This window comes from Rahnella sp. R3(2024), from assembly GCF_042920125.1.
Taxonomy (GTDB): domain Bacteria; phylum Pseudomonadota; class Gammaproteobacteria; order Enterobacterales; family Enterobacteriaceae; genus Rahnella; species Rahnella rivi.
This window is the reverse complement of sequence record NZ_JBHGBU010000001.1, coordinates 1134373-1157975: the sequence shown is the minus strand read 5'-3', so window position 1 is coordinate 1157975 and position 23603 is coordinate 1134373. Positions and strand designations below refer to the sequence as shown.

The window sequence follows — 23603 nt, the reverse complement described above, 5'->3', positions numbered from 1 at the left end:
ATGATTTACTTTTCGGCCGTGGGCATGGTGAACGCGCTGGGCAACGATCTTGTACAGATCGCACAAAACCTCACGGCGGGCACTGCGCCTGGCATGTCATTGCAGGAAGGCTGGTTGACGGAAAACCGTCCGGTCTGGCTTGGCACCGTCACGGGCGATCTGCCGGCGATCCCGGGTGATCTGATGGCGCACCGCAGCCGGAATAATCAGCTGTTGCTGGCCGCGCTGGCGCCGATCGAATCTCAGGTCAGCGCGGCGATCGCGCAGTACGGCAAAGATCGCGTTGCGGTGATCATGGGCACCAGCACCTCTGGCATTGCTGAGGGCGAAGAGGCCGTGCGCTATTTACATCAGCACGGTGAATTCCCGCCGGGCTTCGATTACCGCCAGCAGGAGCTTGGCGATCCGTCGCAGTTTATGGCTGAATTGCTGGATCTGAGCGGCCCTGCGTACACGTTGTCTACCGCGTGTTCCTCCAGTGCGCGGGCGATCATCAGCGGCAAGCGACTGATCGAAGCCGGGCTGGTGGACGCGGCCATTGTCGGCGGTGCTGACAGCCTTTGCCGCATGCCCGTGAACGGCTTTAACAGTCTGGAATCGTTATCGCATGGGCGGTGCGCCCCGTTCGGACAGGGGCGCGACGGCATCAATATCGGTGAAGCCTCCGCGCTGATTTTACTGACCCGCGAACCGGCAGAGGTCGCACTGCTCGGCGTCGGAGAATCTTCCGATGCGTGGCACATGTCTGCGCCACATCCGGAAGGGCTCGGGGCGGAAAGGGCGATCACGATGGCGCTGAAAATGGCCGGGCTGACCGCGAGCGACGTGGGTTACATCAACGCTCACGGTACGGCGACGCCGCTCAACGATCAGGTGGAGGCCGCTGTCATACATCGTCTGTTTGGCAACAGCACGCCGTGCAGTTCGACCAAGCATCTTACCGGCCATACGCTGGGTGCCGCTGGCGCGACGGAAGCCGCGCTCAGCTGGCTGATCCTGACGCAGGCTCTTCATCTGCCGCATCAGGATTTTTCACAGATTTCGCGCGATGTCAGCCTGCCGGATATCTGGCTGGCCACGACCGGGCAACCGCTCGCCAGACCGGTGATCCTGTCTAACTCTTTTGCCTTTGGCGGCAACAATGCCAGCATTCTGATCGGGAGGCCGTCATGAGTTATCAAAATGCGGCGGATTTTTTACCTCACGCTGAGCCGATGGTATTGCTGGAAAACGTGATTGACGTGACCCGCGACACCGCGTTGTGCAGCGTTGTGGTGAGCCAGGACAGCGTACTGGCCCCCTTTCTTAATGCGGACGGTGCGTTGCCTGCGTGGTATTCCCTCGAGCTGATTGCGCAGACGATCGGCGTGTGGAGCGGCTGGCATGGCGCACAATCTGGCGAGCCGCCACAATTAGGCATGCTGCTGGGCGGACGTGGTCTTAAATGCGCCGTCCCGGAATTCGCGGCGGGCAGTGAATTATTAATCAGAGTATCGATGGTATTACGCGATGAAAAAATCGCGAGTTTTGAAGGTGTTATCAGTATTAAGGGTGAACAAGACAACCTACAGGTTGCACAGGGACGGCTGAATACTTATCAGCCAGACAAGGACGAAATAATAAAATTAACTCAGGGGATGCAGGCATGACGCGTTCAGTATTAGTCACCGGTGCCAGTAAAGGGATCGGTAAAGCCATTGCCATCCGGCTGGCGAAAGACGGTTTTGAGGTAGCGATTCACTACCACAGCGATAAAACAGGGGCTGAAGATACTTTGCAGCAGATCGCCGGATTCGGCGGCAGTGGCCGTATTGTGCAATTTGATATCAGCCACCGTGCGCAGTGCCGCGAGGCGATTGAGCGTGATATTGAGGCGCACGGCGCGTATTACGGCGTGGTTAATAACGCCGGGATTACCCGCGATGCGGCGTTTCCGGCACTCACCGATGAAGACTGGGATGGCGTGATCCATACCAATCTCGACAGTTTCTATAACGTGTTACATCCCTGCGTTATGCCGATGATCGGGCTGCGTCAGGGCGGGCGGATTATTGCGCTGTCCTCTGTTTCGGGTATCACCGGTAACCGCGGGCAGGTCAATTACAGTGCGGCCAAAGCGGGCATTATCGGTGCCTGTAAGGCGCTGTCGCTGGAGCTGGCAAAACGCAAAATCACCGTGAACTGTATTGCGCCGGGGCTTATCGATACAGGCATGCTGGAGATGGAAAAACCGGCGTTCGACGCGGCGATGAGCATGATCCCGCTCAAACGTATGGGCAACGCCGATGAAGTGGCGGGCCTGGCGAGCTATCTGATGTCAGATATCGCCGGCTATGTTACCCGTCAGGTGATTTCCATCAACGGAGGCATGGTATGACACACCGTGTAGTCGTCACCGGCATGAAAGGAATTACGGCGTTCGGTAATCACTGGCACGACGTCAGCGCCCGTCTGCAGCAGGGGCGTAACGCGGTTCGCCACATGGACGAATGGCTGATTTATCAGGGGCTGAATACGCATCTTGGTGCGCCGGTGGATGACTTTGTTATCCCGGCGCATTACACCCGCAAGCGTATCCGTTCAATGGGGCGCGTCTCGCTGCTGTCCACCCGCGCGGTGGAACTGGCCCTGGAACAGGCGGGTTTACTTGATGATCCGATCCTGACCAACGGCGAAACTGGCATTGCCTTTGGGTCTTCCACCGGCAGTACCGGGCCGGTCAGCGAATTCGCCACCATGCTGACGGAAAAGCACACCAACAACATCACCGGCACCACGTACGTGCAGATGATGCCGCACACCACGGCAGTGAATGCCGGTCTGTTCTTTGGTCTGAAAGGGCGGGTGATCCCGACGTCCAGTGCCTGCACATCGGGCAGCCAGGGCATCGGCTATGCGTATGAAGCGATCAAACACGGCTACCAGACCGTGATGGTGGCGGGCGGCGCGGAAGAGTTATGCCCGTCGGAAGCCGCGGTTTTTGACACGTTGTTCGCTACCAGCCAGCAAAACGATCGCCCTGAATTATCTCCTCGTCCGTTCGATGCGCAGCGTGACGGGCTGGTGATTGGCGAAGGCGCTGGCGCGCTGATCCTTGAATCCCTCGAACACGCCAGCGCGCGGGGTGCGAAAATTTATGCCGAGATCGTCGGGTTCGCCACCAACTGTGACGCTGCGCACATCACTCAGCCGCAGCAATCCACCATGCAAATTTGCATTGAAAAAGCGCTGAAAAACGCCGGTATTTCTGCGGCGGAGATTGGCTACATCAGTGCGCATGGCACGGCGACCGATCGCGGGGATATCGCGGAAAGTCAGGCGACGGCGGCGGTCTTTGGCGACAGAACGCCGATTTCGTCGCTGAAAAGTTACTTCGGCCATACGCTCGGCGCCTGTGGCGCGCTGGAAGCCTGGATGTCGCTGGAAATGATGCGCGAAGACCGCTTTGTTCCAACCATCAACCTGACGCAGCCGGATCCGCTGTGCGGCGAACTGGACTACATCATGGGCGAATCGCGTCATATTCAGACCGAGTTTATTCAGTCGAATAACTTCGCGTTTGGCGGCATTAATACGTCGCTGGTTTTCCGTCGCTGGCCATAACTGATGATGTCTGCGTATTTCGTGACGGCACAGCTGAACGACCGCTTCCCGCTGTCGCGTTTGCCCGCAGACCTTCTCGCGCGAAGTGAAAGCATGAACCCCGCCCGCAGGCAGCAATGGCTTGCGGGAAGGGCGCTGCTGGCGCAAGCGCTGTGGGCTTTTAAAGGCTGTGAAATGCTGCCCGCTATGCAGATTTCCGCCACGGGTAAACCGTCGTTTGTCGATCCCTCCCTGCCGCATTTTTCCCTCAGCCACAGTAAAAACTGTCTGCAACTGGTACTGTGCGACGCCGGACAAACCGGATGCGACGTCGAGCAGATGCGCGCGCGCCCGCGTTATCTGGCTATCGCGCAGGCGGCCTTCAGCGCTGGCGAATTCCGGTGGATGGTGGAGCAGACCGATCCGCAGACTGCCTTCTGGCAGCTCTGGTGTTTACGTGAGGCGTGGCTGAAACAGCAGGGCGCAAGCGTCTGGCAAATGGACCGCCTCCGTCTCGACCCCGCCGCAAGACGTTTTACCTCGCAGCCAGCGACCGGCAGCCGGTTATGGTGTGCAAGTCGTGGCACGGTGATGAGCGCGGTGGCCGTTCCGCAAGGCGCCGGGGCGCCGGAGGAATACCGGTTTGAACCCGCCAGCGGAATGCTTATTTCTCAGCGTCAGCGCGTCTGGACATCCTTTGATGCCGGGAGCCGATGAACCGACATTTCCGCGAAACCGGCATCACCTCATCGCGAATTATTTCCTGTCAGAATCCCCGAGCTTCTCGCTTAAAAAATCAATGAAACTCCGAATCCGGGTACTGACCCGCTGGTCGCTGTAATACACCGCGTGCAGTGGCATCGCGATGCGCATGACATCCGGCACCAGCAGTTTGACTAAATCCCCGCGCTGCACATCTTCATCGGTCATGAAATCCGACAGACAGGCGATACCGTTGCCCTGCAAACACAGCCTGCGCAGCGTTTCGCCGCTGCCGGAACTGATAAACGGGGTGATCGTCAGTTGCTGGCCATCGGCGCACAGCAGCGGCCATTTGTTCAGCGCGACCACTTCGTTAAACCCCAGACAACGGTGCTTCAGTAACGCGTCGACGCTTTGCGGCGTTCCCCATTTTTTCAGGTATTCCGGCGAGGCCAGCACGCTGCGGTAGCTGAGCATCAGTTTGCGGGCGCGCAGGCTTGAATCCTCAAGCTCACCGACGCGGATCGCCACATCAACTTTGTGGTCGATCAGATTGATGTTGCTCTCGGAAGAAAACAGCGCCAGCGACATCTTCGGAAAGCGTTCGGTGAATTCAGCCACCAGCGGGGTAATGACGTGCAGGATCACCGGCGTGGCGGCATCTACGCGCAGCAACCCCTGCGGATCGTCACGGTTTTCCAGTAAGTCGTCTTCGGCGGCAGCCATGTCATGCAGGATTTTCTGCACGCGAACAAAATACCGTTCGCCTTCATGTGTCAGGCTGATCTGGCGCGTAGTACGGTTGAGCAGGGTGATCCCAAGCTTTTGCTCCAGCCGTTTCAGCGTCCGGCTGACGACTGAATTATCCTGCCCAAGCTGTTCCGCCGCACGGCTAAAACTGCCACTTTCCACCACGGTCACAAAGGTCATCAACTCTTCAGAACTGGCTCGCATTGATGTTACTCCAGCATAAATCATCTGATATTTTGGTTATTTCTGTCATTTAAGCACAAGCAGATCAACGCCGCCATCGAATCAGGTCCGGTAATGGGCGGGGCTTTTTTTATGCTAGCCTTTAGGGGAACAGGCGGGTTGTATACCCTTGTAAACAGATTTGGCCTGAGCGCCTGCGGGCGTATACTGAACTTTCGTTGAGAGATGATCTCTCACATAGCATCATTGAATGAGTGAACAGGCGATTAGCGTGCGAAAAAAAACATATGCAATGAGATATGTGGCAGGTCAGCCCGCTGAGCAAATTTTCCCAGGCGCCCTCGCACATTTGGGGCCAGATTTGCCGCCGGGTGCCGCACTTCCTAACTCGAATATTTTGCGCGTCATGGTGTGGAATATCTTCAAACAGCAGCGGGCTGACTGGTTGTCAGTCCTGCGTGATTTCGGCAAAGATGCGCAACTGGTGTTACTTCAGGAAGCGCAAACCACGCCGGAACTGATCCGTTATGCCACGTCCAACTATCTGGCTGCCGATCAGGTGCCTGCGTTTATGCTGCCTCAGCACCCCTCTGGCGTGATGACACTGTCTGCGGCACACCCGGTCTATTGTTGCCCTCTGCGTGAGCGTGAGCCGCTGCTCAGGCTGGCAAAATCGGCATTAGTCACCGTCTATCCGTTACTGGATGGCCGTCTGCTGATGGTTGTAAACATTCATGCGGTCAATTTCAGTATTGGGATCGACGTTTACAGCAAGCAACTTGACCCGATTGGTGAGCAGATTGCGAATCATAAAGGGCCGGTGATCATGGCGGGGGATTTCAATGCCTGGAGCAAACAGCGTATCAACGCGCTGTTTGGTTTTGCGGGAAATATTCATCTGGAAGAAGTGCGTTTCCCGGCGGATTACCGTAAACGCGCCTTTGGCAGACCGCTCGATTTCATCTTCTATCGCGACCTGAGCGTGACTCACGCTTCCGTCATGGAAACCCGTGCGTCTGACCATAATCCGCTGCGCGTAGAGTTTTTGGCCGGTAAACCTCTGGTGCAGTAAAAAAGCCCTTCCCAAATTTTGGATAAAAAAAGCACCCGGAATGTTCAGGGTGCTTTTTTATGGTCCAAACCTGTCAGGTTTCCGGGCTCATTTTGTTGCTAACAAACAGCGTTAGCTTTTTGCCTGGCTGAAGGTTGTCTGCTGACGCGTTCCAGCGCATGACATCTTTGATGTTCACGCCGTGACGCCTGGCAATGCTCGACAACGAATCGCCTTTACGTACCTGATAAGTGATGCTGCCACCATTTACGCTGGTATCGCTGACGCTGTTATCCGCCACCTGCAGTGTTTGCCCAACTTTTAACGCGCCTGCTGAGCGCAAATTGTTCCAACGCTGTAGATCACGGGTTTTCACATTCAGTCGGGCTGCAATACCAGACAAGCTATCGCCGGAGCGAACCTTGTACTGTTTTGCCCCTGACGGAGTGTTGCTGGCCAGTTGGGTTTGCTGCACTGCGGCGATATCGCCATCAGCCAGAGAATCCTTTAACTGGTCGGCATGCGCCTTCGGCAGAACAATGTAATGCGGGCCATTCGGCGCGGTCACATTCTTCTTGTAGCCAGTGTTAAACGACTTCAGCTTGGTCAGTGACATACCTGACATTTCAGCGGCCTGCGTTAATTGCATTTGCTGTCCGACTTCAACACGCGCCAGAGCACGGTCTTCACTCGGTTTCGGCAGGTTGATGCCATACTTCTTGCTGTTCTTTAAGAGGTCACTCAGCGCTAACATCTTCGGAACATAAATCGATGTTTCACGCGGCAGTGCCAAAGACCAGAAATCCGTAGGTCGACCTTTTGCTTTATTCGCTTTCACCGCTTGCATCACGCGGCCTTCACCACTGTTATACGCAGCCACGGTCAGTAACCAGTCGCCGCCAAACATCTTGTTCAGGCGTTGCATCATATCAAGCGCAGCAGTCGTCGAAGCCACAACATCGCGGCGTCCGTCATACCACTGGTTTTGTTTCAGACCATAGTTGCGACCCGTCTGCGGCACAATCTGCCACAACCCAGCAGCGTTAGCTGATGAGGTTGCTTTGGGGTCAAAAGCGCTCTCCACTATGGGTAGCAGTACCAGTTCCATCGGCATCTTACGTTTCTTAATCTGCTCGGTGATCCAGTACATGTACGGCTCTGCCCGTAATGTTACATCGTGGAGATAGCTCTTATGTTTTAAATATTTAACTCTTTGCTCGCGGATCCGGGGGTTATCCGGAACCTTCATCTTCAGCTCGTCGCCAATGAAGTTCCACAGGTTTTGCTGAGAGGCGGCGTCGTTTCCATCCAACCATCCCCCAGAGGCCGCTCGGCCATCACCTGTGAACTGTCCTGCTTCTTCACTTTGACTTGCTGAAGACAAACTCTGTGCATGTTGCTCGGGTACCTTCGCGCCCTGCCTGGACGCCTGGCAACCGGTGAGCAACATGGAGGCGATTATTAGGATCGCATATGCCTTCATGTGTGTGTCATAGTTGCTTAAAAGACGAGCGATAATACTTTGCTAAGAAGAAAAACACAACCTTTGGGTTCAGAAGCTATCCTTGAGAGCCCTTAAATGGGCGAAAACGTGCCAGGCGGGTTTTAAGGGATCGTTAAGGTTTAATTTGTTTTGTAAATCAAGATCATCACATCGTAAAAATAGGTTAATTTTCCGTTCAAGACCGAGGGTAGAAGGCAGGGAAGATTGTCCCTTTTCGCGCATTTGTTGCACTTTGTGCTCATGAGAATGAATATCATGATCCTCGGGCAAAATGGACCGCGCAAACTTAAGATTTGAGAGAGTATATTCATGCGCGGCACAGACGAATGTTTCGTCAGGCAGTGCGGCTAACCGTTGAAACGACTGGTACATTTGTTCGGGGGTCCCTTCGAACAAACGGCCGCATCCGGCTGAAAACATCGTGTCTCCGCAGAATAGATAAGGTGCGCTATAGTATGAAATATGACCAAGAGTGTGCCCGGGGGTAGCAAAGATTTGCCATTCCAGACCGCCAATTTCCAATTTGTCACCGTTTTTAAGACTAATCTGACTAAATTTGTTCTCAGTTTCGTGAGGTCCGTACACTTTCAGAGCAGGAAAATGGCTGCAAATCTCGTTTACTCCCCCCACATGGTCATGATGATGGTGGGTGAGAAGGATCGCATCAGGGGTTAAATTGTGCGATTTTAACGCGGCCAATACCGGCGCCGCTTCACCCGGATCGACGATCAGACAATGCCCTTTCTGGTCATCCAGCAACCAAATGTAATTGTCCTGTAACGCAGGAATACTGATAAGATTCATGGCAACCTCTCTTTGGCAACTGCTTGAAAGAAGATAATAAAATATGCGACCCGCCCGCGCCCGTAAGAACATTGTTGCTCCGGCTTCATGGGATGAAATCCCGTGCGGCGACTACTACCGTGCCGCGCTTGAGCAACAACTGCAACCCTGGTGGGGAAAACTGTACGGTTTTCACCTGCTGAAAATCGGCGCATTAAGTGCCGAACTCAATGCCGAAGCCTGTCCTATTTCGCATCAGGTCAATTTCGCCTCGCAGGGCGAAGGGATGCACGTCAGAGGCGACCCTTACTCTCTGCCGTTCGCCGCAAAATCTGTCGATGCCTGCCTGCTCAGCCATACGCTGGCCTACGCCGAGGACCCGCACCGCATATTGCGTGAAGTGGATCGCGTGCTGATTGATGATGGCTGGATAGTGTTAAGCAGCTTCAATCCCCTGAGCCTGCTGGGGCTGGGCAAACTGATGCCGTTCTTTCGCAAACGTCAGCCCTACAGCAGCCGCCTGTTCACCCAAATGCGGTTACTTGACTGGCTGTCTTTACTGAATTACGAAGTGATGGTTCACCGGCGTTTTCATGTGCTGCCGTGGAGGAAAAACGGGGGGAAACTGCTGAGTACGCATCTGCCCGCGCTGGGCTGTATGACGCTGATTATTGCGCGCAAGCGGACTTTCCCGCTGACGCCGATGGCGAAAAAAGTGCCCGCGCAGAAACAAAAAATACCCCAGGCGGTGGGGGCAACGAAAAGTTACCGGGAAGAACATCGGGACTAAAGTTCTACACCGTCCCTCTGATGAGGGGCGGCGGGGACAGGGTGTGGTTCCTGCGGCGTTAATTCTCGGCCTGATAACCGACATCTTCCAGCGTCGGATTGCCCGCCGCTTCTTTTGCCAGCACGTCACAGCGTTCGTTTTCCGGATGACCGGCGTGGCCTTTCACCCACATCCAGTTCAGCTGATGTGTCTGAATGGCGGCGTCGAGACGCTTCCACAAATCGACGTTTTTCACCGGCTTTTTGTCCGCTGTTTTCCAGCCGCGTTTTTTCCAGTTATGGATCCAGGTGGTAATGCCCTGGCGCACATACTGGCTGTCGGTGCTCAGCGTGACTTCGCACGGCGTGGACAAGGCTTCCAGTGCCACAATTGCCGCCATCATTTCCATGCGGTTATTGGTGGTCAGCCGGAAACCGGCGCTGAACTCTTTTTCATGCTGCTTATAGCGTAAAATCGCACCGAAACCGCCGGGGCCGGGATTACCCAGGCAGGAGCCGTCGGTGAAAATTTCTACCTGTTTGGTCATCTCTGGTAGACTCTTCCATCAAATGTAAAAGCCAAGTCTGACATAAACGAGCGCTGCGAGCACTGCAATATGATTTCTTCTCCTACCAGACAGATTGTTCTCGATACCGAAACCACCGGTATGAACAAACTCGGCGTCCATTACGAAGGGCACCGGATTATTGAAATCGGTGCCGTTGAGGTGGTGAACCGCCGCCTGACCGGCCGCAATTTTCACGTTTATCTCAAGCCCGATCGCCTGATCGACCCGGAAGCCTTTGGCGTTCACGGCATCAGCGATGAATTCCTCGCCGATAAACCGACGTTTGCCGAGGTCGCGGACGACTTTATCGAATACATTCGTGGCGGCGAACTGGTCATCCATAACGCGACGTTCGATATCGGCTTTATGGATTACGAGTTCGACATGCTGGGCCGTAATCTGCCGAAAACCGAGACGTTCTGTAAAATCACCGACAGTCTGGCGATGGCGCGTAAGCTGTTTCCCGGCAAACGTAATAACCTCGATGCCCTGAGCGATCGCTACCTGATCGACAACAGCAAACGTACGCTGCACGGCGCACTGCTTGACTCCGAAATCCTGGCCGAAGTGTATCTGATGATGACCGGCGGCCAGACCAGCATCAAGTTTACCCACGAAGGTGAGCAAAACACCGGTGCGGACGGGCAGGGGATCCAGCGGATCGCGCGTCCGGCGTCCGGCCTCAAAGTGATCAACGCCAGCGAGCAGGAGCTGGCGTGGCATGAAGAGCGTCTTGATCTGGTAATGAAAAAAGGCGGCAGTTGTTTGTGGCGTTCCTGAGCCGAATTTTTCAGGCGGTTGCACTGAAAATATGCAGGATGCAGAAAAACTGTGCAGTTGTTTGAAAACGAGAGGAAAAGCATTGACGGCGTCGCGGGGATTCCTTACTATCCGCTCCGTTCTTAACCAGAACAAAACGCGGAGCGGTAGTTCAGTTGGTTAGAATACCTGCCTGTCACGCAGGGGGTCGCGGGTTCGAGCCCCGTCCGTTCCGCCACTATTCAGAAGCCCTGAGTGAGAAATCACTCAGGGCTTCGTCGTTTCTGCCGTCCTGGCATTTTCCTTCCTTCTCTGTTCTGTTTATTCCGCTTCGGCTTTCAGATAGCCCAGTTCATGGCTGCTTACACGATCGTGACGTGCAATAAACCGGTAACAGCCACCGGACAACAGCGCGCCAATGAACCAGCTAAAGTTCGCCACCTGATGCAGGCCCGGTGTAAAGCTGATGACCAAACCAATCACCACAGCAGGCACCAGCGCCGCGATCGCTTTCGGGTTAAAGCCGTTGCGGTACCAGTAACGTCCGGAAGGTGTGGCGTTGAACAGCGCATTGACATCCATCTGGCCGCGTTTGATCAGGTAATAATCCACCAGCAAAATCCCGAACAGTGGCCCGATAAACGCGCCCAGCACGTCCAGCGTGTAGTGAATCAGTTCCGGTGACTGGAACAGGTTCCACGGCGTCAGCAGAACAGAGCCGACGGCCGCGATCATCCCGCCGGTGCGGAAGCTGATTTTTTGCGGCGAGCAGTTAGAGAAATCGAAAGCCGGCGAGACAAAGTTCGCAACGATATTGATCCCGATGGTAGCGATGATCATCGTCAGCAGGCCGAGCGCTACGGCCACGCTGTTACCGACGCGGCTGACCGTTTCGATAGGATCGGTGATCATCTGGCCGAACAGAGATTGTGTCCCTGACACGATAACCACGGTCACAATGGAGAACAGCAGGAAGTTAAACGGCAGGCCCCAGCGGTTACCGCGACGGATTTCGCTCATACTTTTGCCATAACGCGAGAAGTCGCCGAAGTTCAGCAGCGGGCCGGAGAAGTAAGACACCACCAGCGCGGTGGCCGTCAGCATTTCCCAGCCCTGCTGGCCGACGGTCAGCGTTTTAGTCGACAGCGTGAAAGAGATATTGCTCAGGCCGGTTTTATACAAAATCCAGCCCGCGAGCATCAGCATGACGACATACACTGCCGGGCCCGCCACGTCGATGAAGCGTTTGATCGCGCTCATGCCGTGCCAGAACACCATTGCCTGTAACACCCACATAATGCCAAAACAGATCCAGCCCAGCGCCGACAGCCCCAGCCAGTGCGGCACGGTCAGCGGAGTGATTGACGGGAAAAACTTCAGCAATACCAGCATCAGCGCGCTGGCGGCCAGATAGGTCTGAATGCCGTACCAGGCGAAGGCTATCAGCCCGCGGATCACCGCCGGAATGTTTGCCCCGAATACGCCAAACGCCTGACGGCAAATCACCGCGTATGGCACACCGGCCTGCTGGCTCGGTTTCGCCACCAGATTGGCGCAAATCTGCACAATACAAATCCCGCATAACAAACACAGCAGCACCTGCCAGCTGGTCAGCCCGAGTGTGAAGAAACTCGCCGCCACCACATAGCCTCCCATGCTGTGCACATCGGACATCCAGAAAGAAAAGATGTTGTACCAGCTCCAGTTTTGGTGACGCGTTGGCGCTAAATCATCATTGCACAGCCGCGGGCTGTAATAAGGCTTGATGATCCCGGCGCTCTGTTCAGAAGACGCCGTGGCGGAGGTGATTTCCTGATTTGGCATAAATCGTGCTCCTGTCATAAACAACATGTGAAAGTCGGAAGCCGGATCTCCGGCTGCCAAAAGATGAAAGCAGTCACAGGAGCACTGCATGAATCAGGCCAAATTTCACTTTTTGTATACAAAAAATCTATTTCATGTATACGATTAATACACGAACGGTATACGGAGTAACGGCAATGACCAGTTGGAACGGGCTGAATACGGCCTATTTTACCGAGGATAAGGACGACCATATTTATAACGCGCTGGTGAAATCGATCGTCGAACATCAGCTGTTACCGGGCAGTAAATTGCCGGAAGAAGCACTGGCGGACGTGTTTTCCGTCAGCCGCACCGGCATTCGCCGTGTGTTGCAACGCCTTGCCGCAGTGCAACTGGTGACGTTATTGCCCAAGCGTGGTGCGCACGTCACCACGCCGGACGCTGAAGAATCCCGCGATGTTTTCGCCACCCGGAAAATTCTCGAATGCGCCAACCTGCCGCTGGTGATCGCCCGCTGTCAGTCCACCCATCTGGTGGCCATGAAAAAGCTGGTGCAGGAAGAAAAGCGTGCCCACGAAGAACGTAATGGTGAGGCCGCAATCCGCCTTTCTGCCGCCTTTCATGTCCAGCTGCAGGCTATTTCCGGCAATAAAGTGCTGACCGAATCTGTCTCCCAGCTGACGCTGCGGTCTTCCCTCGCCATTGCCGCCTGGGGCGCGCCGTGGCAGCAGGGATGCCGCTGTCACGATCACGACGATCTTCTCGACTTGCTGAAAAAACGCGATGTCACCGCGCTGACCGCGAGCATGGCGCAGCATTTTGACAGCATTGTTTCCAGCCTGCGTTTTGAGCAGAACAAGGGGCTAATGCCGGATTTCGCGCAGATCTTTTCCTCGCAACGGACAGCCAACAATGAGGAGAAACGCTGATGTCGCGTGCGCTTTGTATACAACTGATCAACCCGAACACCAGCCAGGCGATGACCGCAGTGATGGCGCAAACAGCCCGCTCGGTGGCCGCGCCGGAGACACAGATTCTGGCCGTCTGCCCTGAAGAGGGGGCACCGTCCATAGAAGGGCATTTTGATGAGGCGATTGCCACGCTGGGCGTTTTACAACAGGTGAAGGCGGGGCGGGATGCCGGTGCTGACGGGCACATTATTGCCTGTTTTGGCGACCCCGGATTACTGGCCGCGCGCGAGCTGGCACGCGGGCCGGTGGTGGGTATTGCGGAGGCGGCGATGCACCTGGCGACCATGCTGGCGACACGGTTTTCCATCGTGACGACCCTGCCGCGCACGCTGACCATCGCCCGGCATTTGCTGCATCAGTACGGTTTTGAACGCCACTGCGCGGCGCTGCACGCCATCGATCTGCCGGTGTTATCGCTGGAAGACGGCAGCGGTCTGGCGCAGGAAAAAGTGCGTGAGCAGTGTATCGCGGCGAAAAAATCCGACGGCAGCGGGGCGATCGTGCTCGGTTGCGGCGGCATGGCCGATCTGGCGCAGGAACTGACGCTGGAGCTGAACATTCCGGTGATCGACGGCGTCAGCGCGGCAGTCAAAATGGTGGAGTCACTGGCCGCATTGCGCCTGACCACCAGTAAACACGGCGATCTGGATTATCCGCTGGAAAAACCCCTGTCTGGTCGATTTGCCGGACTGAATCTGAGAGATCACTATGTCTGATGTTGAGCACGGTTTTACCGACGCGTATCCGCGTGACCTGATCGGCTATGCCGGACGCCCGCCGCACGCCAACTGGCCGGGCAACGCCCGCATCGCTGTGCAGTTTGTCCTTAATTATGAAGAGGGCGCAGAGAACAACGTGTTGCATGGCGACGCCGGTTCCGAGCAATTTCTGTCTGATATCATCGGTGCTGCCAGTTTCCCTGCCCGGCATATGTCGATGGATTCGCTGTACGAATACGGCTCCCGCGCCGGTTTCTGGCGCATCCACAATGAGTTTCAAAAACGCGGCCTGCCGCTGACCGTTTTCGGCGTGGCGATGGCGCTGGCGCGTAACCCGGAAATCGTCAATGCCATCAAAGCGGCGGATTACGATGTCGTCAGCCACGGCTGGCGCTGGATCCACTATCAGGACATGAGCAAAGCCGAAGAGGCGCAGCACATGCAAAAAGCCGTCACCGTGCTGCGCGATTTATTCGGCAAAGCGCCGTCCGGCTGGTACACAGGCCGCGACAGCCCGAACACCCGCCAGCTGGTGGCCGAATCGGGCGGATTCCAGTATGACAGCGATTACTATGGCGATGACCTGCCGTTCTGGACGCCGGTAAAACTGGAAAATGGTGAGACAAAACAGCATCTGGTGATCCCGTACACGCTGGAAACCAATGACATGCGCTTTGCCTCCCCGCAGGGTTTCAACACCGGCGAACAGTTTTATACCTACCTGAAAGACACGTTTGACGTGCTGTATGAAGAGGGTGAAACCTCACCCAAAATGATGTCGATCGGGATGCACTGCCGGATACTTGGCCGACCGGGGCGGTTCAGGGCTTTGCAGCGGTTTCTGGATTACGTGGAATCGCATGAACGCGTTTGGGTTTGTAAGCGGCAGGAAATAGCGGATCACTGGGTTAAACATTTCGGTGTTTAATCTCGACATTCAATTTCAAATTCAAAACTTTGGGTTGCCACCTAAACTGGCCTTAAGGGGCGCCTATCGCCGCACCTCTTAAGAATCCCGGGCTCTTTCACTGCGCGCTGTCGCTCGCTGGCTATGTTTCAGCTGCCGCAGCGACAGGCTGGAAATCTTGCCGCTGCGCGGTGCCCTCTCTCGGTCCTGAAGCCTTAGGTCTTCAGGCCGCTCCGTTCGGCAAGATTTCTGAATCGCCCGCACGATCTTAAATTCAAATTCAAATTGGAGTTTAAATCTCTCTGTTTTTAGAGAGTGAATTGGCGCGATTAAAAATTTTGCTGAACGGAGCGGCTTCGAGACCAGAGGCTCGAAGACCGAGAGAAGGAACCGCGCAGCGGCAATATTTTGCGCCACTCACGGATCTACCGGAACATGTCCGTCGTACCCGCGGAGCGCGCAGTAAAAAGACGCGGGAGATCCAAGAGGGGCCCGTCCTGGCCCCTTTTGGGCGGTTTCGGCGCAGCGCGACAAGTGATCACCGCAATTGAGAAACCGAAACTTTCACAACGCTTTTTGATCCCGGTGAAACCGGAAACAGTTTCCTCAGCTTTCCAAAGCTGAACCGCCCATTGATTCGGTCAAACCATCAGACTCACATGGGCTGCCACAATCTTCCATCCACTCGCCATCTTCACCCAGGTTTGCTGCTGACGCCCGACACGGTCGGTCCCTTCGCGGCGAAATTCGGTGCTGGCGACCGCCATGTCATCGCCAAAGGTGGTGATGGTGGTGTTGATCAGTTCGCGATCCAGACCCTGCGCCGGGCGGGCGGCGCGAAACGCGCGGATGGAGTCGATGCCGTAAAGATTTTCCCCTGCGCCGTAGCGCACGGTGCGCGGATCGTGCCAGAACAGCTCGTCGAGAACCGCAGTGTCATTGGTGATCAGCGCCTGCTCATAACGATAAAATGCCGCGTTCATTTCGGCGAGGATCGCCGGGCGGTCAATATTGTCAGTTTTCATGTTTACTCTCTTTACCCTGGAAAACGGTGGCCTGTTAATTCAGGTATACATCACCGGAGAACTGCTGACGTTCACGATGCCCTGTTGCTCCAGCGCCCACGCAGCACGCAGGCACAGGTCTTCCCGCCACGGCGGTGCAATCAGTTGTAATCCTATCGGCAGGCCTGTTGCCGTCGTCACGGGAACGGTCACCACCGGCAGACCAAGGAACGAAACCGGCTGTGTCAGCATACCCATGCTGGCGCGCGTTGGCAGATCCTGACCGTTGATGTGAATCGTCTCCTGACCGATTAACGTCGCCGGACACGGCGTGGCTGGCGCAATCAAGATGTCCCAATGGTCAAACAATGGCAACACCTGTTGCTGAAACTGATGACGGAAACGCTGCGCCTGCACGTACCAGGCCGCCGGGATCATCGCCCCGGCCAGCAAACGCTCGCGGGAAAGCGGTTCAAACTGCTGCGCAATGCTGCGCAGTTTTGGCAAATACTGATTGCCCCCTTCCGAGGCACTGATGATGAACGCGGCGGAACGGGCCAGTTCAGCCTGCGGCATATCAATTTCTTCCTGCGCCTCCAGCGCCCGGGCTATCTGACGCACCGCGTCTTTGGCATGACCGTCGCACCAGGTGGAGAAATAGCCGCCGAGAACCGCGGTGCGTAAACCTTGCTGACCGCGTTTTAACTGAGAGAACGTCTCGGTGTTGGGTTTGTCTGCCTGAAAATGATCCTGCGGATCGGTGCCCTGAATGGCGTCATACACCTGTGATAAATCCTCGCTGCATCGCGCCATCGGGCCAAGATGATCGAGGCTGGCGACAAACGGCTGGCTGCCGCTGCGCGAGATCCGCCCGAAGGTAGGTTTCAGGCCGAGAATGCCGCTCAGGGAGGCGGGCACGCGGATCGAGCCGTTGGTGTCGCTGCCCAGCGTGAAATGCACCAGACCGGCGGCCACCGCGGCGGCAGAACCGCCGGACGATCCGCCCGCGACACGGGTCAGATCGCGCGGGTTGCGCGTCGCGCCGTAATGGCTGTTTTCCGTGGTGAAACCGTAGGCGTACGCATCCATGTTCAGCATGCCGGAAAGCATCGCGCCCTGTGCGGCGAGGCGTGAAACTGTCCACGCATCATGACGTGCGGCGGCGTTGCTGCTGTTGAGGCTCGCACCTGCCAGCGTCACCTCACCGGCCACGTCCAGCAGGTTTTTCACCGCGTAAGGAATGCCGGCCAGCGGCGATAAGGTTGCGCCGCTGGCACGGGTTTTATCCACTTTTGCGGCTTCACTCAACATGCGTTCGCGGGTGATATGCGTATACGCGTTGATGACAGGATTGGCCTGTTCGACGGCACTGAGCGTCGCGGTGGCGATTTCCGTGGCGGAAAGCTCGCCCCGCGCGAGGGCCTGGTGCAGCTGGCTGATAGTAAAATGATCGAACGATTTCATGCGCGATACACCCCGGCGATTTCCAGACGCGAATCGAGCGGTAAATCCATCAGCGGTTGCGCCATCTGCGCAATGCGGCTGAATTGTATCAGCAATTCCTGACGACGCGCGTCGTCGAGATCCAGCGCCAGAACGGACTCCATCTGACGGACATAAGCGGCCCAGTCGGTCGCTGCGGGGGGCGTTTTCATGTTGCTTCCTTATCCATTCTTATGAGCGAACTCTGATTAAAATCCGGCGGCGCTGCCGTTGCTGCGCGGGTCGGAGGCACCTTCAAACATGCCGTTGGTGTGGCGCACAATCGCCCCAGCATGGCCGACGGCTTCGCTGAAATCCGGTAATAATTCGACGTCGTGACCGCGCTGCCTCAGCCCGGCCTGTGTCTGATAGTCGAAGCGGCCTTCCAGTTTCAGGGAATCCGAACTTTCGCCCCAGGTCCGGCCCAGCAGCCAGCGCGGCCCGCTGATCGCCTGTTGTAAGGATTGCCCCTGCACCACGTGGCGGATAAACACCGCCGCCTGCGTTTGCGGTTGTCCGTCGCCGCCCATCGAGCCATACACCAGCGTGCGGCCATCGTATAAACGTGCCGCGGCGGGGTTCAGCGTGTGGAACGGTTGTTTGCCCGGCGCCAGCGCCAGCAGATGATCGGGGTCGAGGCTGAAAGAGGCGCCGCGGTTTTGCCACAGCACGCCGCTTTCCGGCAGCACGACACCGCTGCCAAACTCGTGATAGATGCTCTGGATAAACGACACCGCCAGCCCGCTGCTGTCCATCACGCCCATCCAGACGGTATCGCCGGGGCCTTTACCTTTGCCCCAGTCGGCGGCGCTGTGGGGTTTGATGCGGGTCGCGAGAGCATCGAGATACTGCGGATCCAGCAGGCTCTGGGCGTCCTGCGTCATCATGCGCGGGTCGGTGATGAAACGATCGCGCAGGCCGAACGCCAGTTTGGTGGCCTCGACGATGCTGTGAATGGTGGCGCTTTCGTCCATGCCTTCCAGCGGCAGACGGTCAGTCAGGCCGAGGATCGCCAGTGAAACCAGCCCCTGCGTCGGCGGTGTCAGGTTGTAGATTTCGCCTTTGCTGTGTTTGAGGCGCAGCGGCACGCGGCGCTGTGGCTTATACGCCGCGAGATCGGCACGGGTGACCGGCATACCCAGTTTTTCCATGTCGGCGGCCATGCTGTCGGCCAGTTCGCCACGGTAAAAACTGCCCAGTCCGTCTTCGCACAACATGGAGAGCGTCTGCGCCAGCTGCGGCTGGGTAAAGCGGTTGCCGGCGCGCGGCACTTCGCCGTTTGGCAGAAAGACGTCGGTAAATGAGCGGATGTCTTTCAGTTCGTGTTGTTTGGCGCGGGTGGCGGCTTCCTGAGAGGCGGTGACCGGTATGCCGTCGGCCGCATAGCGAATGGCATCGCGCAGCAGGCGCGACAGGGGTTTTTGCTCGCCGCCAAATTCAGCGGAAATGTTCAGCGCTTCCTGCCAGCCGCCGACGGTGCCCGCGACGGTCAGGGCAGATTTCGGGCCTCGATGCGGAATATGCGTTTCACCGGCGTAGAACCCGATCGATGCCAGCGATCCGGCGGCACCGCTGGCGTCGATGGCCACCGGATTGCCCTGCGGTGGCACAATCAGCCAGAAACCGTCACCGCCGAGCCCGTTCATGTGCGGATACACCACGGCAATCGTGGCAGCGGCGGCGACCATGGCTTCAATGGCATTGCCGCCTTCACGTAATACCGCAAGCGCACTCTGGCTTGCCAGGTGATGAGGCGTCACCGCCATACCGAGCGGTGCGCTGTTACTGTTAATCATGCGATGTCCTTTTTGAGACGCTTTTTTATGCTGCCCGTGTTTGCAGGGTTTTGGGCGCGTAGGGATAACGTTAAGCAAGAGGTGTTCCACATCGGCAGATTTCTCACGCTTTCCTGCATAATTTCGCTTGCATTGGCAAGCATAGTGCATGCCATGATAGGTGCTGAAACATTGGTTACAGAGGCGGTGAGATGAAACAAATTGATGAGCGTCTGCGGGATCATTACGCAGAGCTGACGCCGCAGGAACAGCGCGTCGCCGACTTTATATTTGCCAGTATCGATGATCTGATGAGCTACAACAGCGCCGAGCTGGCGCGGCTTAGCGGCGTGTCGAAGGCCACGGTCAGCCGCCTGTTTAAGCGTCTCGGCTACCCGAGTTATCGCGATATGCGCGATGAAATGCGCACCCTGCGCCAGAGCGGGATGCCGCTGACCGACAGCCGCGACGCGGTGCAGGGCAACACCCTGTTATCGCGCCACTATAAGCAGGAAATGGCCAATCTGACCCAGTGGATTAACCAGATCGACGGCGCTCAGTTTGGCGCGCTGATCACCGCCCTCAGTCAGGCGCGGCAGGTGCGTCTGCTGGGCTTTCGCAACAGCTATCCGGTGGCGCTGCACCTGCGCCAGCAGCTGATTCAGGTGCGCGCAGGGGTGATGATGATGCCGCAACCAGGGCAAACGCTGGCGGAAGAACTGGTGGATCTCACCGCGCAGGACGTGGTGATTTTTGTCGCTTTCCGCCGCAGGCCGCGTATGGCGAAAGCGATTCTCACGCAGTTGCAGTCGCTGGGCGTGCCGGTGCTGCTGATTTGCGAGCCGCAGGCGCAGACGCTTATCCCGCTGGCCGCCTGGCATCTGGCCGCACCGCTCGACAGCGTCTCGGCGTTTGACAGCTATTCCTCCGCCATGAGTCTGGCGAATCTTCTCAGCAATGCGTTACTGCACGATACCCTGGCCTCGGGCCGTCAGCGCATTCATCAGATTAGCGATCTGTATACCGATCTGGATGAGCTGGAGCAGCGCTGATTCCCGTTTACAGAACACACTGAGCGCTTTTCTGGTGCTTTCGCACAATTTCAGTGCATCCTGCTTTTCCGTTTTTCATTCTTTTTGCCCTGATACAGGGCAAAAAAAACGCTTCTGAATACCTCCGTATTCGTCTGATCCCTTGTCGTACCGTGACTTAGCGCACAATTTTTCCGCTGAAACGTTTTTGGCACATTCGTTGCAGAGTCATGTTTATAAGAATCTATCGTTCCAAAAACCTTTCACCGGAGATAATCTATGAACATGAACAAACGGCTGTTGGCGTGGGCAGGTGCTGCAATGCTGGTGCTTCAGGCATCCGGCGCGATGGCCGATCAGTTGCAGGATATTCAGAAACGCGGCGTGCTGCGCGTGGCCGTGCCTCAGGATTTCCCGCCGTTTGGTTCGGTGGGAAAAGATCTGCAACCTGAAGGTTATGACATCGATATGGCGCAATACCTGGCCGATAAAATGAAACTTAAGTTGCAACTGGTGCCGGTGACCAGCGCCAACCGCGTGCCTTATCTGCAAACCGATAAAGTGGATCTGGTGATTTCCAGCCTCGGTAAAAACGCCGAGCGTGAAAAAGTGATCGATTTCAGCAACGCCTACGCGCCGTTCTTCCTCGGCGTATTTGGTGCCAAAGGCGACAAACTGGCGGATCTGAAAGCACTGTCCGGCAAAACCATCGGCGTGACCCGTGGCGCGGTGGAAGATCTGGCGCTGACCGATGTGGCACCGAAAGACGCCAAAATTCAGCGCTACGAAGATAACAACACCACGCTGTCGGCGTACCTGTCCGGTCAGGTGGAATACATTGCTACCGGTAACCTGGTGGTGGCGGCAATTGCGCGTATGAACCCGGCCAAAGCGCCAGAGTCGAAAGTGATGCTGAAAGATTCGCCGTGCTTCGTTGGCCTGCGTAAAGACGAACCGGCGCTGAAAGACAAAGTGAATGAACTGATTGCCGAAGGCGTGAAAGACAAGACGCTCAACGCGCTGTCCGAAAAATGGATGAAGGCTCCGCTTCCGGCGTCCATCGGCGCGTAATCCACGTTTTCACGGAGATCTTTCATGACCTATCAGCTTAACTTTAGCGCGCTGTGGCCTTATATGCCGGAGCTGTTGGCCGGCTTATGGACCACCATTGAGCTGACGGTGATGGCAACGATTGGCGGTGTCGCGATCGGTATCTGCGGCGCGGCCATTCGCTGCGGCAACCATAAAACCCTGCGGGCGGTGTGGGGCGTGTATGTCGAAGCCATCCGTAATACGCCGTTTGTGGTGCAGCTGTTTTTCATTGTCTTTGGTCTGCCCGCCATCGGTCTGAAAATGACCGCCGGTGAGGCGGCACTGCTGGCGATGCTGATTAATCTTGGCGCGTACAGCACGGAAATCATCCGCGCCGGTATTCAGGTGACGCCGAAAGGCCAGTGGGAAGCGGGGCGCGTGCTCGGATTAACGCGCAGCCAGACTTTTCTGCGCATCGTGCTGCCGCCGTCGCTGAAACGTATTTATCCGTCGCTGGTCAGCCAGTGCATTATCGTGATGCTCGGATCGTCCGTGGTATCGCAGGTGTCCTATGAAGAACTGACGTTTGCGGCCAACTTAATTCAGTCGCGTACTTTCCTCAGTTTCGAAGTGTATCTGGTCACCACGCTGTTCTATTTAATGCTGTCGGTCGCGATGCGTCAGCTGTTGCTGCTGGCCGGACGCCGCTTCTTTGGGAGTGAAAACTGATGATGACCTTCACTGACTGGGACATTGTGCGCAATCTGTTGCTGGCGGCGCGCTGGACGCTGTTGCTGTCGCTGACCGCGTTTGTCGGCGGCACGCTGGTCACGTTACCGCTGCTGCTGATGCGCCTGACCAAACGCCGCTGGCCGTCGCGTTTTGTGCGCTTATATTCCGAGCTTTTCCAGGGCACACCGCTGCTGATGCAGCTCTTCCTGGCATTCTTTGGCCTCGGGCTGTTTGGCATCAACGTCAGCCCGTGGACAGCCGCCGCGCTGGCGCTGACCCTCTACACCAGCGCGTATCTGGTGGATATCTGGAGTGGCAGCATTGCCGCGTTACCGAAAGGCCAGTGGGAAGCGTCGCGCTGCCTCGGCCTGAATTTCGGCCAGACATTATGGCGGGTGATCACCCCGCAGGCGCTGCGGATTGCCATTGCACCGACCGTCGGGTTTTCCGTTCAGGTGGTGAAAGGCACGGCGCTGGCGTCGATTATTGGTTTTGTCGAGCTGACCAAAGCGGGCACGATGCTCAACAACGTCACCTTCGAACCCTTCAAAGTGTTCGGACTCGTGGCGCTCGGCTACTTCCTGATGTGCTACCCGCTGTCGCGTTACAGCCAGCATTTAGAGAAATCGTTGCGTGGAGATAAACAGTAATGCCGTTGATCACAATTAATCAGGTTCAAAAATTTTACGGCCAGAACCACGTACTGAAAGGTGTGGATCTGGATATCGACAGCGGTGAAGTGATCTCCATCATTGGCCGCAGCGGCTCCGGGAAAAGCACGCTGTTGCGCTGCATAAACGGGCTGGAAGGCTATCAGGAAGGCAGCATCAAGCTGGGCGGCATGACCATCACCGACCGCGATTCGCAGGCGCGAGATATCAGCCGTTCCGTCGGCATGGTGTTCCAGAGTTTCAATCTTTTCCCGCACATGACCGCGCTGGAAAACGTCATGCTGGCCCCGCGCCGCGTGCTGAAAAAATCCGCCGCTGAATGCCGCGAACTGGCGGCGCAGATGCTGGCGAAAGTCGGTCTGGCGGATCGCATGGATTATTACCCGTCGAACCTGTCCGGCGGCCAGCAGCAACGTGTGGCGATTGCCCGTGCGCTGGCGATGAACCCGAAAGTGCTGCTGTGTGATGAAATCACTTCGGCGCTGGATCCGGAATTAGTCGGCGAAGTATTGAAAGTGCTCGAGCAGCTGGCGAAAGAGGGCATGACGCTGGTGCTGGTGACGCACGAAATGAATTTTGCCCGTGAAGTGGGCGACCGCGTGGTGTTTATGCATCAGGGCACCGTGTGGGAACAGGGCGAAAGCCGGGCGCTGTTTGCCAATCCGCAAACCCCCGAGCTGAAACAGTTTATCGCCTCCGTACGCGGCTTAAATGAAGAGACGCTGCCTCTTTCAGTATGAAGCGGCATTGGCTGCTTTCTCTCACCCCGGTCACTGAGTGAGCAAAGTGAACGGGGATTCGTTCAATTGCCGCCTTGCTGCA

25 protein-coding genes and 1 tRNA gene are annotated in these 23603 nt (G+C 56.5%); 17 read left to right on the top strand and 9 right to left on the bottom strand.

Annotated features, from left to right (window positions below):
* From ABSH60_RS05090 to ABSH60_RS05070, 5 genes are read left to right on the top strand one after another with little or no spacing between them, the layout of a single operon-like run.
* Positions 1 to 1173 carry a beta-ketoacyl-ACP synthase gene (locus tag ABSH60_RS05090; RefSeq protein ID WP_390972988.1) on the top strand — a complete coding sequence of 391 codons (1173 nt, stop codon included), beginning with the start codon at positions 1 to 3 and terminating at the stop codon, positions 1171 to 1173.
* Positions 1170 to 1649 carry a hypothetical protein gene (locus ABSH60_RS05085; RefSeq protein ID WP_056781615.1) on the top strand — a complete coding sequence of 160 codons (480 nt, stop codon included), beginning with the start codon at positions 1170 to 1172 and terminating at the stop codon, positions 1647 to 1649. The genes ABSH60_RS05090 and ABSH60_RS05085 overlap by 4 nt, the downstream gene beginning before the upstream one ends.
* Entirely contained in the window at positions 1646 to 2377 is a 732-nt protein-coding gene (locus ABSH60_RS05080; RefSeq protein ID WP_056781613.1) for a 3-ketoacyl-ACP reductase FabG2, read from the top strand. The genes ABSH60_RS05085 and ABSH60_RS05080 overlap by 4 nt, the downstream gene beginning before the upstream one ends.
* On the top strand, positions 2374 to 3603 hold the full coding sequence (locus ABSH60_RS05075) for a beta-ketoacyl-ACP synthase (RefSeq protein WP_390972986.1): 1230 nt from the start codon (positions 2374 to 2376) through the stop codon (positions 3601 to 3603). The genes ABSH60_RS05080 and ABSH60_RS05075 overlap by 4 nt, the downstream gene beginning before the upstream one ends.
* 3 nt (positions 3604 to 3606) lie before the next feature.
* Complete coding sequence (locus ABSH60_RS05070) at positions 3607 to 4299, top strand: 4'-phosphopantetheinyl transferase superfamily protein (protein ID WP_390972984.1); 693 nt, start codon at positions 3607 to 3609, stop codon at positions 4297 to 4299.
* 39 nt (positions 4300 to 4338) lie between these two features.
* Here ABSH60_RS05070 and yafC read toward each other — a convergent pair whose 3' ends face one another.
* Entirely contained in the window at positions 4339 to 5238 is a 900-nt protein-coding gene (gene yafC / locus ABSH60_RS05065) for a DNA-binding transcriptional regulator YafC (protein ID WP_056781607.1), read from the bottom strand.
* Between the two features lie 250 nt (positions 5239 to 5488).
* On the opposite strand from yafC, the gene ABSH60_RS05060 reads away from it, so the two are divergent.
* Positions 5489 to 6289: an endonuclease/exonuclease/phosphatase family protein gene (locus ABSH60_RS05060; RefSeq protein WP_072158198.1), complete on the top strand. Its 801-nt coding sequence runs from the start codon at positions 5489 to 5491 to the stop codon at positions 6287 to 6289.
* A 73-nt stretch (positions 6290 to 6362) separates the two neighbouring features.
* Here the strand turns inward: ABSH60_RS05060 and mltD are convergent, their stop codons facing one another.
* Both mltD and gloB read right to left on the bottom strand, forming a co-directional pair.
* Positions 6363 to 7751, bottom strand: coding sequence for a murein transglycosylase D (gene mltD, locus ABSH60_RS05055; protein WP_056781602.1), 1389 nt, complete (start codon positions 7749 to 7751; stop codon positions 6363 to 6365).
* Positions 7752 to 7820: 69 nt separating this feature from the next.
* Positions 7821 to 8576: a hydroxyacylglutathione hydrolase gene (gene gloB / locus ABSH60_RS05050; protein ID WP_056781599.1), complete on the bottom strand. Its 756-nt coding sequence runs from the start codon at positions 8574 to 8576 to the stop codon at positions 7821 to 7823.
* Positions 8577 to 8619: 43 nt separating this feature from the next.
* On the opposite strand from gloB, the gene ABSH60_RS05045 reads away from it, so the two are divergent.
* A complete protein-coding gene (locus tag ABSH60_RS05045; RefSeq protein WP_122097352.1) occupies positions 8620 to 9345 on the top strand; it encodes a class I SAM-dependent methyltransferase in 726 nt (241 codons plus the stop codon).
* A 58-nt stretch (positions 9346 to 9403) separates the two neighbouring features.
* On the opposite strand, the gene rnhA is transcribed toward ABSH60_RS05045, so the two are convergent.
* Complete coding sequence (gene rnhA, locus ABSH60_RS05040) at positions 9404 to 9871, bottom strand: ribonuclease HI (RefSeq protein ID WP_056781594.1); 468 nt, start codon at positions 9869 to 9871, stop codon at positions 9404 to 9406.
* Positions 9872 to 9940: 69 nt separating this feature from the next.
* Between rnhA and dnaQ the strand changes: the two genes are divergently transcribed.
* Both dnaQ and ABSH60_RS05030 read left to right on the top strand, forming a co-directional pair.
* Positions 9941 to 10672: a DNA polymerase III subunit epsilon gene (dnaQ, locus tag ABSH60_RS05035; RefSeq protein ID WP_390972980.1), complete on the top strand. Its 732-nt coding sequence runs from the start codon at positions 9941 to 9943 to the stop codon at positions 10670 to 10672.
* Between the two features lie 140 nt (positions 10673 to 10812).
* Positions 10813 to 10889 (top strand) — tRNA-Asp (locus ABSH60_RS05030).
* Positions 10890 to 10972: 83 nt separating this feature from the next.
* On the opposite strand, the gene ABSH60_RS05025 is transcribed toward ABSH60_RS05030, so the two are convergent.
* A complete protein-coding gene (locus ABSH60_RS05025) occupies positions 10973 to 12475 on the bottom strand; it encodes a cytosine permease (RefSeq protein WP_390972978.1) in 1503 nt (500 codons plus the stop codon).
* A gap of 176 nt (positions 12476 to 12651) precedes the next feature.
* Here ABSH60_RS05025 and ABSH60_RS05020 point away from each other — a divergent pair, with 176 nt between their 5' ends.
* Genes ABSH60_RS05020 through puuE form a run of 3 tightly spaced genes read left to right on the top strand, consistent with a single transcriptional unit; the run spans position 12652 to position 15075 of the window.
* The gene (locus ABSH60_RS05020) at positions 12652 to 13386 is read left to right on the top strand and encodes an FCD domain-containing protein (RefSeq protein ID WP_390972976.1); all 735 of its coding nucleotides are present in this window, start codon (positions 12652 to 12654) and stop codon (positions 13384 to 13386) included.
* Complete coding sequence (locus ABSH60_RS05015; protein ID WP_122097354.1) at positions 13386 to 14144, top strand: aspartate/glutamate racemase family protein; 759 nt, start codon at positions 13386 to 13388, stop codon at positions 14142 to 14144. Before ABSH60_RS05020 ends, ABSH60_RS05015 begins: the two co-directional genes overlap by 1 nt.
* Positions 14137 to 15075, top strand: coding sequence for an allantoinase PuuE (gene puuE, locus ABSH60_RS05010; RefSeq protein WP_056781581.1), 939 nt, complete (start codon positions 14137 to 14139; stop codon positions 15073 to 15075). Before ABSH60_RS05015 ends, puuE begins: the two co-directional genes overlap by 8 nt.
* A gap of 620 nt (positions 15076 to 15695) precedes the next feature.
* On the opposite strand, the gene hpxZ is transcribed toward puuE, so the two are convergent.
* Genes hpxZ through ABSH60_RS04990 form a run of 4 tightly spaced genes read right to left on the bottom strand, consistent with a single transcriptional unit; the run spans position 15696 to position 19336 of the window.
* On the bottom strand, positions 15696 to 16079 hold the full coding sequence (gene hpxZ / locus ABSH60_RS05005; RefSeq protein ID WP_056781578.1) for an oxalurate catabolism protein HpxZ: 384 nt from the start codon (positions 16077 to 16079) through the stop codon (positions 15696 to 15698).
* 39 nt (positions 16080 to 16118) lie between these two features.
* A complete protein-coding gene (locus ABSH60_RS05000; RefSeq protein WP_056781575.1) occupies positions 16119 to 17522 on the bottom strand; it encodes an AtzE family amidohydrolase in 1404 nt (467 codons plus the stop codon).
* Entirely contained in the window at positions 17519 to 17713 is a 195-nt protein-coding gene (hpxX, locus tag ABSH60_RS04995; RefSeq protein ID WP_056781572.1) for an oxalurate catabolism protein HpxX, read from the bottom strand. The genes ABSH60_RS05000 and hpxX overlap by 4 nt, the downstream gene beginning before the upstream one ends.
* 36 nt (positions 17714 to 17749) lie before the next feature.
* Entirely contained in the window at positions 17750 to 19336 is a 1587-nt protein-coding gene (locus tag ABSH60_RS04990; RefSeq protein WP_390972973.1) for a gamma-glutamyltransferase, read from the bottom strand.
* Between the two features lie 191 nt (positions 19337 to 19527).
* Between ABSH60_RS04990 and ABSH60_RS04985 the strand changes: the two genes are divergently transcribed.
* The 5 genes from ABSH60_RS04985 to ABSH60_RS04965 all read left to right on the top strand — a co-directional run bounded on the left by ABSH60_RS04985 (position 19528) and on the right by ABSH60_RS04965 (position 23521).
* Positions 19528 to 20367 carry a MurR/RpiR family transcriptional regulator gene (locus ABSH60_RS04985; RefSeq protein WP_056781567.1) on the top strand — a complete coding sequence of 280 codons (840 nt, stop codon included), beginning with the start codon at positions 19528 to 19530 and terminating at the stop codon, positions 20365 to 20367.
* Between the two features lie 264 nt (positions 20368 to 20631).
* Complete coding sequence (locus tag ABSH60_RS04980; protein WP_056781677.1) at positions 20632 to 21417, top strand: transporter substrate-binding domain-containing protein; 786 nt, start codon at positions 20632 to 20634, stop codon at positions 21415 to 21417.
* Positions 21418 to 21441: 24 nt separating this feature from the next.
* Complete coding sequence (locus ABSH60_RS04975; protein WP_056781565.1) at positions 21442 to 22107, top strand: amino acid ABC transporter permease; 666 nt, start codon at positions 21442 to 21444, stop codon at positions 22105 to 22107.
* A gap of 2 nt (positions 22108 to 22109) precedes the next feature.
* Positions 22110 to 22760, top strand: coding sequence for an amino acid ABC transporter permease (locus ABSH60_RS04970; RefSeq protein ID WP_122097357.1), 651 nt, complete (start codon positions 22110 to 22112; stop codon positions 22758 to 22760).
* Positions 22760 to 23521 carry an amino acid ABC transporter ATP-binding protein gene (locus tag ABSH60_RS04965; RefSeq protein WP_056781559.1) on the top strand — a complete coding sequence of 254 codons (762 nt, stop codon included), beginning with the start codon at positions 22760 to 22762 and terminating at the stop codon, positions 23519 to 23521. Before ABSH60_RS04970 ends, ABSH60_RS04965 begins: the two co-directional genes overlap by 1 nt.
* Positions 23522 to 23603 lie beyond the last annotated feature (82 nt).